Annotated in this window: 14 protein-coding genes; 2 read left to right on the top strand and 12 right to left on the bottom strand. The window is 42.5% G+C overall.

What is annotated here, in order from left to right; genetic code table 11:
• Nucleotides 1–143 precede the first annotated feature (143 nt).
• On the bottom strand, nucleotides 144–848 hold the full coding sequence (locus tag B4O97_RS18770) for a ZIP family metal transporter (RefSeq protein WP_143305823.1): 705 nt from the start codon (nucleotides 846–848) through the stop codon (nucleotides 144–146).
• A gap of 104 nt (nucleotides 849–952) precedes the next feature.
• A complete protein-coding gene (locus B4O97_RS18765) occupies nucleotides 953–1,636 on the bottom strand; it encodes a YjjG family noncanonical pyrimidine nucleotidase (protein ID WP_083053057.1) in 684 nt (227 codons plus the stop codon).
• Nucleotides 1,637–1,773: 137 nt separating this feature from the next.
• On the opposite strand from B4O97_RS18765, the gene B4O97_RS18760 reads away from it, so the two are divergent.
• Complete coding sequence (locus tag B4O97_RS18760) at nucleotides 1,774–3,096, top strand: NHL repeat-containing protein (protein ID WP_083053056.1); 1,323 nt, start codon at nucleotides 1,774–1,776, stop codon at nucleotides 3,094–3,096.
• On the opposite strand, the gene B4O97_RS18755 is transcribed toward B4O97_RS18760, so the two are convergent.
• The 5 genes from B4O97_RS18755 to B4O97_RS18730 all read right to left on the bottom strand — a co-directional run bounded on the left by B4O97_RS18755 (nucleotide 3,081) and on the right by B4O97_RS18730 (nucleotide 7,971).
• Nucleotides 3,081–3,788: a 2'-5' RNA ligase family protein gene (locus B4O97_RS18755; protein ID WP_083053055.1), complete on the bottom strand. Its 708-nt coding sequence runs from the start codon at nucleotides 3,786–3,788 to the stop codon at nucleotides 3,081–3,083. The two genes, B4O97_RS18760 and B4O97_RS18755, sit on opposite strands and share 16 nt — an antisense overlap.
• 52 nt (nucleotides 3,789–3,840) lie before the next feature.
• Nucleotides 3,841–4,869 carry an FAD-binding protein gene (locus tag B4O97_RS18750; RefSeq protein WP_158084403.1) on the bottom strand — a complete coding sequence of 343 codons (1,029 nt, stop codon included), beginning with the start codon at nucleotides 4,867–4,869 and terminating at the stop codon, nucleotides 3,841–3,843.
• Between the two features lie 40 nt (nucleotides 4,870–4,909).
• Nucleotides 4,910–5,668 (bottom strand): class I SAM-dependent methyltransferase, encoded by a 759-nt coding sequence (locus B4O97_RS18745; protein WP_083053059.1) that lies wholly within the window; start codon nucleotides 5,666–5,668, stop codon nucleotides 4,910–4,912.
• 338 nt (nucleotides 5,669–6,006) lie between these two features.
• Nucleotides 6,007–6,585, bottom strand: coding sequence for a hypothetical protein (locus B4O97_RS18735; RefSeq protein WP_083053053.1), 579 nt, complete (start codon nucleotides 6,583–6,585; stop codon nucleotides 6,007–6,009).
• 138 nt (nucleotides 6,586–6,723) lie between these two features.
• Nucleotides 6,724–7,971: a diaminopropionate ammonia-lyase gene (locus tag B4O97_RS18730; protein WP_083053052.1), complete on the bottom strand. Its 1,248-nt coding sequence runs from the start codon at nucleotides 7,969–7,971 to the stop codon at nucleotides 6,724–6,726.
• A 184-nt stretch (nucleotides 7,972–8,155) separates the two neighbouring features.
• Here B4O97_RS18730 and B4O97_RS18725 point away from each other — a divergent pair, with 184 nt between their 5' ends.
• Nucleotides 8,156–8,530, top strand: a complete 375-nt coding sequence (locus tag B4O97_RS18725) for an META domain-containing protein (RefSeq protein ID WP_158084402.1) — start codon at nucleotides 8,156–8,158, stop codon at nucleotides 8,528–8,530.
• A 79-nt stretch (nucleotides 8,531–8,609) separates the two neighbouring features.
• On the opposite strand, the gene B4O97_RS18720 is transcribed toward B4O97_RS18725, so the two are convergent.
• From B4O97_RS18720 to B4O97_RS18700, 5 genes are all read right to left on the bottom strand, one after another.
• On the bottom strand, nucleotides 8,610–9,002 hold the full coding sequence (locus tag B4O97_RS18720) for a PIN domain-containing protein (RefSeq protein WP_083053050.1): 393 nt from the start codon (nucleotides 9,000–9,002) through the stop codon (nucleotides 8,610–8,612).
• Complete coding sequence (locus tag B4O97_RS18715; RefSeq protein ID WP_083053049.1) at nucleotides 8,999–9,286, bottom strand: FitA-like ribbon-helix-helix domain-containing protein; 288 nt, start codon at nucleotides 9,284–9,286, stop codon at nucleotides 8,999–9,001. The genes B4O97_RS18720 and B4O97_RS18715 overlap by 4 nt, the downstream gene beginning before the upstream one ends.
• A 259-nt stretch (nucleotides 9,287–9,545) precedes the next feature.
• Entirely contained in the window at nucleotides 9,546–10,082 is a 537-nt protein-coding gene (locus tag B4O97_RS18710) for a DUF1284 domain-containing protein (RefSeq protein ID WP_083053048.1), read from the bottom strand.
• Between the two features lie 30 nt (nucleotides 10,083–10,112).
• Entirely contained in the window at nucleotides 10,113–11,033 is a 921-nt protein-coding gene (locus tag B4O97_RS18705; RefSeq protein ID WP_083053047.1) for a DUF5655 domain-containing protein, read from the bottom strand.
• A gap of 27 nt (nucleotides 11,034–11,060) precedes the next feature.
• Entirely contained in the window at nucleotides 11,061–11,711 is a 651-nt protein-coding gene (locus B4O97_RS18700) for a hypothetical protein (protein ID WP_083053046.1), read from the bottom strand.
• Nucleotides 11,712–12,471: the final 760 nt, after the last annotated feature.

The following is a 12,471-nucleotide window of genomic DNA, read 5'->3' as shown; positions in this document are numbered from 1 at the left end:
ACAGATGGCAGAATACCTTCCCGCCTATTCATGGGCGTAAGATATCCCCACGGTCAGGAACACTAAAAAAGCTTTGAAGGTTCTGGTCAACCTGAGTCAAAAAAGCGTGTCAGCTGCTGTTACAGACGGGATGATACTGTTGTTCAGAGAATTTTGTCCCCCAGCATACCGATGAGAAAACCGACACATGCACCGGTTGCCGGGACCCAGTCGTTCTTTCGTTTTGACATGGGTGCAATATCCTGAAAAATAAGATAGAGAATACCGCCGCCTGCAAGGAGCATGATGGAATGGATAACCTTGAGGTTATCCTTCAGTAACATCTCTCCTGTAAGGGAGGCGACTATTCCGACAGTGCTCAAGGCAAGCAGCAGTGCAAGAACTGAGCGCCTTCTCATCTTTTCTCTCAGCTCGACATACGAGTTAAAACCCTCGGGCAAATTCTGCAGACCTATGAAGATCGCGAGCAATAATCCGAATTTATGGTCATAGGCAAACGAGGCCCCCAGGGCAAGGGCTTCGGGGATAAAGTCCATCATCATCGACACAACCTGTGCGATGGAACCGCCAATTCTGGTACTAAGCATATCCAGACCCATAAAAGAAAAGGTTCCGGCAAGGAAAACAACAATAATCAAACCGGATGGCAGCTCGTGCAAGGCCTTGGGAATCAGAGCAAAGGCTATGGCAGACATCAGTGCGCCACCGCCGAAGGCTACGATCCAATGATTGATCTCATCCTTGAGTACTGTATTATGGGCCTGAAACAAACTGGATATCAGTCCGCCGATAAAAATCGGCAGTCCTGCGGCGCTCGAGTATAATATAATTAATAGTGTGTCGTTCATCCTGAAATATCCCAACAGAATTTACAGTACCAATGTACCACAAGAATCCAGGATGCGGCAAATGTAAAGCCTGAATTCCGAAGTAACGGTCGGCTCAATACTTTTCAGAGTATATTCCTTAATTCCAACAGGTTAGAAACAGAGTAGGTAGGCTGAATCCCCTTTGTATTGTCTGTTCCGTGGAGATTCAGCCAACAGGTATCAATGCCGTAATTGATTCCCCCTGCGATGTCCGAGGTCAGGGAATCTCCGACAATGATCATTTTTTCCCTGTCGCTGAAGCCTGTTATCTGCTCGGCGTACTCGAAAATACCGATATGAGGTTTGTTGCAGCCGGCTTCTTCAGAAATAACCAGGTAATCAAAGCAGTCCCTGATCGGCGACTTGTCGAACCTGTTTCGCTGAACCTTGCTGATCCCGTTCGTTATTATTACGGTTGTATAGTTTTCATGAAGATACCTGCAGATTGTATCTGCGTTTTCCATCAGGACAGCGGAATTGGATAGAAAATCAAGATAGATTTCACTGAAGCTCGCGTGGTCTATTGTCAGGGATAGATCGTTGAAAAGCAGCCTGAAGCGTTCAGTTCTCAAGGCTTCCTGGGTAATTTCATTCTTTTCGTATTTTCTCCAAAGCTCCTTATTTATGCTTCCATAGCTTTTGATTATTTCATCATTGATTGAAATATCATGGGATTGAAATGCCCCGGACAAGGCCTCTTTTTCAGCCTTTCGGTAATCAAAAAGCGTATCATCCGCGTCAATAAATACCAGTTCGTATGTTTTCATAGGCACCTTTTCTGTGTGTTCTGATTATTATAGCCTGATAAAACCCTCTTTTGCTATTCTCTCACATTATCTGCTGTTATATTAGTTATTAAGTCATATAAGAACGTCCCAAAGGGAGAAAAGGGAGAATAGAAAAAATGAAGACAGGTGAGGGACCCGGATTACTGGTGTATCTCCTGGCTGGTATCGGGCTGCTCCTTCTATCCGCTTGTCATCCCGGAGCTGCGGAGTTTTCAGCATCAGCGTGGCAGCCGGACTCAGGCTTCGGGAACAGCGGATTTACCAGTCCGGACCTGGGTGCGGGGATCGGGACCAGCGAATATCTGAACGGCATTGCAGGAGACACACAGGACAGAATACTTATTACAGGGTCAAGAAGCGTCACCGGCGGTTACGTCATGTATACCGCCAGATTACGCCATGATGGTGAGCTTGATACCAGCTTTGCGGATAACGGAGTGTATCTTGAAGCAGTTTTTTCAATTGGAAGAGACATACGTGTACTGGATGACGGGAGTATCCTGGTTGGCGGGGAACGAGATAATGGCGGAGACTATGATGCTGCGCTCTGGCGTTTTAATTCCGACGGAACCCTGGATAACAGCTTCGGGACAAACGGAACATCCAGTCTCGATATCGGAGGAAATGACGAGCGTTCAAAGGCGATGGTTCCGGATGAGACCGCTAATATCATTCTGGCGGGGAGTACCGCCGATGGATCACAAATCGACCTTGCAGTCTGGCGTGTCAGCGCCGGGGGGGATCCAGATACTGCGTTCAACGATCCTGAAGGATTTGTGACAGACAACAGCGCGGCCGGGGGAGACGGCGAAGACATTTCCTTTGCCGTTTCGACCGATTCAAGCGGCCGTATAGTCGCAGCCGGACGAAGCTGGAACGGAACGGATTCAGACATAGCGGTATGGCGATACCTGCCAGATGGTCAGCCTGACAGTTCTTTTGACGGCGACGGGGTTGCAGTCTATGATGCCGGCAATTTTGACGAAATATTTGCCCTGACTGTCGACAGTCAGAACAGAATAACCGCAGGCGGTTTCGGAGTCCCTTCTTCGAGGGGCTATGATCTGTATCTGCTGCGGTACCTTCCCGACGGCACTCCTGATGCCGACTTCGGCAGCAATGGTTTTGTACTCTATGATCATGCCGATGAAAACGATGGTATTTATGACCTGATACCCTTTTCGGGAGGCAGGATTCTCGCCAGCGGTTTTATAACCGGTATCGATGATGTTCAGAAAATGGCGCTTTTTCTGTTTGATGAATGGGGAAACATGACGGATAGTTTCGGAGAGAACGGGATCATTTCAGCATCCCGGGGGACAAAAGCTACCGGGAATACTGTTGGTATTGATTCAGCAGGACGAATAATTGTGGGGGGTGATTTTTCTGAAGCCGGCGGAAACAGGGATATTGGAGTCTGGCGTTATTCAATCAACTGATCTCCGCCCGGAGGTAAAGAAAAACTGAACAACTTTTCCGTATTCCTTTTGCGCAGGTACCAGTCATTCACGACAAACTCCAGAGAATCAACTGTGCAGGAACCAAAATAAAAATCCTTATACGATTCCAGAATTTCCAGAAACCTCGATATGTCGGATATTCTGTCCCTGAATCGAAGCACCGTTGAATGGGCAGTCTGCAATTCATATCTTTTGTCGATGGAATGTTCCAGGGATGACATTTTAAAGATTGATCGAAGATTGTTTCTCAAGTCATTCAGTGTATTATTTTCTGGAAAGCCACGAATCATGACACACGACGGTGATGCGGTGATTCCCCTGAAATGAAGGGTAAAACCTTTTGCATCGGAGATCGCTTTCTGAAGAAGATTAATGTAGGCCGGTATATGGATGCTTGCGACGTTGAACTCAGGATAACAGGAAACAATGGATAAGATGGTTACATGCATGTCAGATTCAGGATAATAGTACTGGTTCGGGTCAAGCTGCTGTAGCGTGTCTAAAAATCGTGATATCTCCTTCCGTACTGAAGATGAAGGTCGGAATATCAAGGATATACCGCGTCTTGTGTCATTGGGAGAATTTATCAGATCATCAATCGTGTAGCAGCTGTTAGAAATCTTACGTACCGATCCGTTATATAACCCGTCGTATATTCCGTCAAGGTCCATCTACATACCGCTCCTGTTATTCAGAAGATCATCCTTAGACTGTCTGTAAAGGCTACAATTTTCTGATGCCCAATTTGAAAATCAGGTTTCGCAGGAATTTAGTATACATGAATATGCTCTTTATGTTCTTCATGAACAGGTTGAACTTGATTCTAAGTGATCTCTTTCTATAATCTTTTCCGGTATTCTTTCCACTATTAATGGAGGCTGCCAGCGCCTCCGCGCTTCTGAACGCATAACTGAGGCCTTCAGCTGAACTGGGGCTGATAAAACCAGCAGCTTCACCAATAAGGAAAACCCGATTGTCCTTGTCTGTTTTATGATCATTCAATCTTCTTGGGCGTATTATTACCGTTGATCTTCGTGATACTTCCTGAAAGTTATTCCCAAGCACATTTTTCAAATATCTTTCGTATTTTTCTCTGGCATCCTTTCCCTGTAAGGCGATGCCGATAATATTTGTTCCGTTTTTTGGGATTGTCCATCCATAAAAGTCGGTTAATCCTCTGTCAAAATAGACCTCATAGCAGGGAAGAATCACACCGCCGACTATTTCAGACTGAATAGATATATATTTGGTTATATATCTGAAATCATTGAAGGTTTTCCTGCGTACTTGCGACTGCGAACCGTCGGCGCCCACAAGAATTTTGGATTCTACAAAATCCCTTTTACCATTCTTTTCTATTTGTATTGTAATACTATCCCCGGAATATTCATGAGAAAGATATTTTGTGTTTCTTGATATGGATACATTCCTGTCGACAAGTTTCAGGAGCCAGTTGTCAAAATCTTTTCTGTTAATATTTAGATAAAACCGTTGATATCTTTGTTTGTTTTTTGTTTCCAGGTCATATGATTCAACATAGAACATTTGAGGATCGACGAGAACCTTTTTCGGCAGAAATAGCCCGAATTTTCCCAGCATTCTCTGAGCATCGGGGGCAATTAACCCTCCGCACAGCTTTGAAATAGATTTTTCATCAGTTTTCTCAATAATCAGCACAGATTTACTCTGATCAATCAATCTGGCCAGGGTGGCGCCGGAAGGTCCTCCACCGACAATTACAACGTCGTACATTCGGTACATCCTTTTAATTACTATCAGAAATCAGTTATTTTTATTCTCCCGGCAGTTTCTTCGCTACATAAAAACCGTAACTAAAGTAATTCTTGTACTTCCTGTATTTTCGTATTTCCTCCTTTTCGGCATCCACAATCCTCATCGCAGCTTCGGAATTCCCATGTCGTATAAGGAAATCTTCGAAGCGCTCTTCCATCGGTTCATAATAGTTATCGATCCAGCTGCTCCGGGGTAAAGGGAAATACCCAGCAGGAGAAAAACCGTTTTCCTCCAGAATTCTGATCTTGCCTGAAGCGGTATCAATCTCCGGGTATTCCCTGTTCCAGTGTTCCTCGATCTCCCGGGGCCGCGAGTTGGTGATCCAGGTAAGTTCGCTTAGCGCCAGGTAACCGCCGGGTTTCAGGAAAGATTTCCAATATTTTATACCCTTCTCGAAACCGATGTTGTAGATTGCGCCTTCCGACCAGATAATATCGTATTCCTCGCGGCCGAAAGACAAATCCTCCATCGAGGCTTTCAGCGGGGTAATTTTGTCCTGCAGACCCAGGCCTGCAGATTTTTGTCGCAGCCTGTCCAGAAACTCGGGAAACAAATCGACGGCCGTAATGCGGCCTGCAATATTTTGTGCCAGGATAATGGTCTGGGCTCCTGAACCGCAGCCGATGTCCGCGACCTTCAATGGACTGTTCCGATTCAGGTCGATAAAACTCAATGCCCGCAGGGTATCCGCAGTACTGCCTGGGCCCTGTCTTTCCGCGTCTTTGTGAAAGTCTATTAATAATTCCAATTCCGTCATCTTTCCTTCCATTATGTAATGCTGTTTTTTTTGATATGCTTCATATTCCGTCCCGAATTTGATGGTCAGTACTTAAGATACCCCTGCTTTTCGCCTTCTTGTCAATGCAGTTCCCGGAACGGAGAAAGAGAAAATTACGGTGACATCGGGGAGGTTTTTCGATCGTAAAATGACCGGCGCTGGCGTGAAAAGATACAGAGACCAGTAACGGTGACCAGAATAAGTCTCATACCGAAAATCTGCGTAGCGACCAGGCGTTCCTGTAGAACCACGACTCCAAACAATGATGCGGTAACCGGTTCGACCATCGTCATGATCGAAGCAGCCGCTAATCAGGATTATTTGTGCCGATAGGCGTATTTAACGAAAATACTCAGCATCGATGAATTCTGTTCCGCTTTACTTGTTTCAAGGGTATTTGTCGAGGTGAAATACTTAAGCCCCAGAAGGAAACCGTGATTTTTTTGTCCCAAGTCCAGCGCAACGGAGAGATCACCGGCAAACCCTGATTCGCTGTCATGGAAACTTATGGGTAAATCGCTTTGATTGGATACCCACGAGTGACCTATGGAACCCGCGATCTGTATAAGGGGTATCGGATATACAATAAGGCTTGGTCCGAGAAGATAGGAGTTGAACTGTATGTAATTGGTACCGTCATCAAAGCGGTGTCCAATACCTTCCAGGGTTCCGGCAATGTAGAGCGGCATCCCGGCGATCGGACCATACCCGACCTTGAGCCCCAGATCAACGCCAACCTCGTCGACGCCTGATCCAAGGGAATCGCCAACATCCTCACCGTCGATTTCAGTTGTTGCACTGCCCAGGCCGAAGCCGATGTCGAAATAGAGGCCCTGGGAATACACCGATCCCGCCAGGACAAAAACCAGAATACAGATAAACAGTCTTTTTATCACGCACCCTCTTTGTAATGGATTCCCCTTAATTATAGTGCGAATAGCCCGCAGAAATCAAACAAGTTCACCGGCGGAAATTTGTACGCTCATGTTCGGCATATACTCTCTTTTCCGTGCAGCTTGTCCATCCACGGGAAACTAATCCGTTTCTATCCAGTATTCCTGGGGCACGGGTTTGCTCCCGTCCCAGATTATCCGCCGGAACTGTATGGGATCGGTATTGCCTTCGGTATTTAGAAAAAGGATCTGACTGTCTTCATCGATACCCAGAAAATCCCGCAGCTCCTCCACGCCGTTTTCCTTTAGAATGGAGACCAGTGCTCCCAGGGTAACCGCTCCGCTCTCGCCGCTGACGATAAAGGGGTCTCCCGCCAGAGGGGTGGCGTATATCCGCATTCCTCGCGCGGCAATGTAATCGGGAACAGACACAAAAGCATCGGCGGTGTCCTTGAGAACATCCCAGGCAATCGAACTGGGTTCGCCGCAGGCCAGGCCGGCCATGATGGTGTCGAGTTTTCCGTCGATGGAATGGATTCTTCCGTCATCGACCCGGGCCGTGTGGTAAAGGCATGCCGCATTTTCCGGTTCTACGACAATGCATCGGGGAGCCTCCTGACCGAACAGACTGTGATAGTAACCGATAACCGCCGCCGCTAATGCTCCGACTCCGGCCTGCACAAAAATATGGCTAGGTTTGGTCAGGCCCTGGGCGCTCAGTTGCTCCTGAATTTCCGCCGTCATGGTTGTATAGCCCTGCATTATCCAGGTCGGGACCTTTGTATATCCTTCCCAGCTGGTGTCGCTTATTATCTCCCAGCCGTATTTCCCGGCATCGACCACAATCTGACGCACCGCGTCATCGTAATTACCCGTGATCACCTCCACCCGGGCGCCGTAACTCTTTATTGCATCGATACGCCGAATACTTGTTCCGGAATGAACATAAATAACGCACTTGAAACCCAGCCTTTGAGCCGCCCAGGCAAGTCCCCTGCCGTGATTCCCGTCGGTAGCGCTGGCAAAGGTAAGGTCTCCGAGCTTTCCGGTTACTTCCTGGGATGTAAGATAGTCGAAGTTCATCAGTTTATCATCAATACCGATTTTTTCCTGAATAAAACGGTAGAGCGCAAAGGAACCGCCGAGAACTTTGAAACTGTTGAGCTCCAGGCGTAATGATTCGTCCTTTACCAGAATCCCTCCGACTCCGAACATCTGGGCCAGGTTGGGCAGCGCTCGTAGAGGGCTCATCTTGTAGCCTGGTATCTGCCGGTGGAACTTCCTGGCCGTCCGGGATACCTCAAGGGGGAACATTTTCTTTGCAATCCCTGTGTTTTTCGATGTCCGCTGCTTTATGATCCATTCAATATCGGGAACACTGTTTTTCATCACAAAATTCTCCTTGCCCCTATGAGCACCATGACTGTAATTTGATTTTAGTGAAAAACGTATCCGTCAACAAGCTCATGCTTTGACGATATGCTTGAAAAGAGTTGTACCGGGTGCTAATGTTTCTCGCATGAAGCAGTTATTTGCAGGTTCCGTTTTCTTATTCCTGATATTGGGCGCGTGTATGCATTCTGCGGGGATAGTTTCTGTTCCGGTTCCTCTTGAAGGCGAAACATGGCTCCTTCAGGAATTTGACGGACGCACTGCTCCTTTTCCAACGGTGGATCAAGTGCCGTATATTCAGTTCGGGACGGAAAAAAGTCAATTCAACGGCTTTGCCGGCTGTAATCTTTTTTTCGGCGAGTATCGTGCCGCGGATGACGGCAGCCTCTCGCTGGGGCCGACAGGTTCCACCCGGCGCTACTGTGCCGAGGCAGACTGGGAGCACATGTTTTTTCTTGCTTTGGAACGTACTGTTTCCTACCGCATCGAAGGAGAAGAACTGCATCTGCTGAATGAAAACGACGAGGTTCTTGTCCGTTTCTTGCGCGGGAAATAGACTAAGAGGCACGCCTCCGGGCGCTACAAAATCTTTCCTCTTTGACTATGGTAAAAATACCACGTTTTTAGAGCTGCCCTTATCTTATCCAATTTTCTATTTTTAGCTCATCTATCCGATTGTAATGTTTTATATTTCCGGTAATGAGTTTTTCACAAGTCTCCAGGCATGTTGCTGCTAAAAATATATCGGCGTCCTCTATCAGTATTCCTTCTCTTTGTAGTTTGCTCTTCAAATCACCAAATCTCTTTGATATTCGAAGGGAACTCTGGATTACATTTACCGTCAGAATAAATTCTTCTACCAAAGAAGTATTATGTGAAGGTTTATTCGATTTGTACGCGCCATAATAGAGTTCTGATACAGTCATGAAAGATACTGCTATTGTATCGTTTTCTTCTTTTCGTTTCTCTATAACCTTTTTGTTGCCTCGTAGTAACTCGATACATATATCGGTATCTATCAAAATCATAGATCTACCGCTCTCCCCTTTGTTCTATGACTGTAGATATCTTCTATGATTTCCTCGGTTGAGCGAATATCTTCCCAGGTTCCTGACATACTTTCCCACATTTTGATTTGACTCTCCTTTGATAGAATAAGCGTACCTGTTTCTTTGGTTTCTATTTCCTTATTCAAGCCGTTTTCTATCAGTATCAGAAGTTCACTATTGATACTGCGTTTTTCTATTTCGGATAAAGTTCTAATGCGCCTTAAAATCGAATCTGGTATGTTTCGTATCGTAATACTTGCCATAAGCACTCCTTGGTTATAAAATACAACCATTACGTAACTATTGCAAGCTCTATTTGTTGTATTACAGAAACTGCCGAAAGTGGAAAAATCCGGCGCGTGGGAATCTCTTCTACCGGCAACCCTCTCTACCGATGACCTAATGACAGGAACAATGGAAAACTATTGTTCAGAGAGATATTTATAAAGAGGCAACTGTCAGGTGAATACTATTTCTGTACAGATAGATTCGATATCTATAATTCATTTTCCACCAACTTTCTTAATTCTTTAATTTCAATATACCTTTTTCTACATTCTTTTTTCTTTCTTGAGTATGTAATATATCATTACCTTCATAAATAAATTCTATATTTTTTAGATATTCTTCAGTCAGCTGTAATATTTCTTTAAATGTGAAAGTATCGCAATTATTAATTTCTAGAACTTTTATAATCCTATTGTCTAAATAGTTATTAAATTCATCTTTTTTTGTAAAATCATTGCGATGATCAATAATATCTATACATTTTCCATCATATAATTTTACGCAGCCTCTACATACATCATCACTCTTTACAACAATTTTAATTATTTCAAACTCTTCATTTAATATTTTTTTAGCAATAATATGATAAGAATGTCCATATTCATGTTTTTCGAGTATTTTACCTTTTCCTATATCTCTAATAATATCAAATATATGATGTATTCTTAATTCCATTTTTATTTTTAACCTGCTATCGTGGTGTATAACGCCCGCATCAGCTGCAATTTTGTCCCGAAGGGTTGGCAGGATTTTTGCGTAAGCAAAAAGCACGACAAAAAAATTGACAGTTGCATGCGTTTGTTATGTGGCCTTTGATAAATTATAGCTCTGCTTTACCAAGCTAATAATATATTCTAAATTAGCTGCATCACTAATCTGTATTTGATAATCACCATTTCCATGATGTCCTACATTTGAAACATCTCTAGCAACTTCTTTTGGATCATCTAGTTGACCTTTTTGAAGGTTTATCCAGATTTTTATTGAACTCCTAAGAATCGCTATATCACAGAAATTTGATTTTGTAATAAAACCGATATAGAGTTTTGTTGGTCTTATATTTATATCATCACCAAGATTAAGAATGTATATTTTTATTTTCTCATATAGTTCAATAGTTTCATCACTTCCGTTATCAATATTGTCTTGTTCTGAATAGACTTTCACTTCCTTACTCACATAGGAAATTTCTTCATTCGATTTCGATATGGTTTGAATTGATTCTGTTGACCCTTTTGTATTGATTTGTGAAAATAATATTGTTTTATTTGAAAATCTTTTTATTTCCCATAATTCGATTGGTAAATCTTTAAAATTTATTGCTTCCTTCTGATAATTTGAAAAACTTGGAGCTATAAATATTACGCGCGATTGAGACCAATCTACTTCATTTCGTTTTATTGTTTTACCAGAGTTTTCATTATATTCGAGGATGAAGTCTGCTTTATTATTCAACATGAGCGATAAATATGCATACCCTTGATCAATAACACTGAAATTCTTATCTCTTTTATATTCGACAATTATAAAAGAATTTGTTTTTTTGTCGTAAGCTAAAGAATCAAGGCGAAAACGATCAATTTGAAATTCACTTTTTACGAATTCTAAGTTTAATAATAATTCCAAGTTTTCTTCACAAAGAGTCTGAATTTCTTTTTCTAACTTGAAAGGTTCTTCTTTAATATTCTGAATGTTATCATTATCAATTCTGAATAAAGACATATTATTCTCCTAACTATTAATTCAATATTATGGGTTTGGTTTAGTATTAATTATTTCTACTTTAATTGGCTCAGTACTTTCTTTATTATTCAAAATAGTAAGGAATAAGCTCCCTAAAGCAATAAGAATTGAGATAATAGCTAATGATAAAGTTATTCCTTTATGGAACTTTTCATTTTTTTCCCGAATTCCGTTTTCATCAATAAACTTATTATTAACAAGATCAAATAATTTTTGAGTAGGAATATAAATGTATTTCTCATGTTTATAAAATTTTCTTTGAAATTCAGTACTCATTTGAACAAATGAAGTATGTATATAGCCCTGATTTGGTTTTGGATTTTCGTCAGAACTCTTGTTATCACTTTCTATTATAGTTAAATATTTTTCATCTATTAAATACTGAATAAATTCAATTGTATTTGCAAAAATTTGTGTTTTCTCATTTATATAATTTTTTATTTTACGCTGATCTTTCGTCATTTCATTTAGAGTTGCTTCTTCAAAAAAAAAATGAACTTCATCTTTTTTCTCAAAGTTTAAGTAAAAATGATGTGTAATACCAATAATTCCATCTATATCAAAAAGTAAGTTGTAAAGACAATTATAATGCTGATTTTCATACATTTTTATGATAAAATTTATTATTTTTCTCTCTATAATTGTAAATCTTCGCATTTTTCATATCCTTAGTTATTCAATTTAAACCTTTTGTCCACATAACATCCTATAATCAGCACAAAACTGTTGTTCATAAATTATTACGCATCATCCCCCATTGCGCATAACCCCCATCCCTGCTGGCTTTCCCGAATTTCGCATAATCACCCACCCAGCAATAACGCCGGAAGCCCGACCAAACCAGACTCTCCATCAGCCTCCAGGATCATATCAATGCAGCCAAAAATTGCTGACTCCGAAGAATAGGACCGTCACCTCAAAGATGCGAAAAAACAAAACCTCCCCCTTGATACAAAAATGGGGAAGGGCAGTACAGGAACAATGCAAAAGCATTGTTCCTTAATTATGTGTTCAAAACCTGCAATACGAATAACATCCTTGCGTCCCAGGAAAGTTTAAGGTGTTCAATAACATAAATGATGACCCAATTCAGCTCCTGTTTCTGCTATTCCATTGGATACGACGTCCCTCGATATGTAATCGTTCCGCTGCTGTTGCCGGTGCTGTCGTTTGAAATATCGAATACCATGGGATCACCGGCATAGTACAGCGTTCCCGTCGTTGAGGAAGAATCATCCGTCGTATCAGTTACTGTCGTCAATGTACCGGATAGCGCGGAAGAAAATTGCGCAGGATCAGGATTGAAATAATTGAAGTTTGCGGTGAATGTTGAAGTAGGGGCATTGTATGTATTTTCGTATGTAGGGTCTCCTGAAAAACTCAGTTTCCCCGTTTATACGGCAATTATGACCGGTTT

The organism is Marispirochaeta aestuarii (assembly GCF_002087085.1).
Classification (GTDB): domain Bacteria; phylum Spirochaetota; class Spirochaetia; order JC444; family Marispirochaetaceae; genus Marispirochaeta; species Marispirochaeta aestuarii.
Note: the sequence above shows the minus strand (reverse complement) of the source record. Positions and strands in the feature narration are given on the sequence as shown.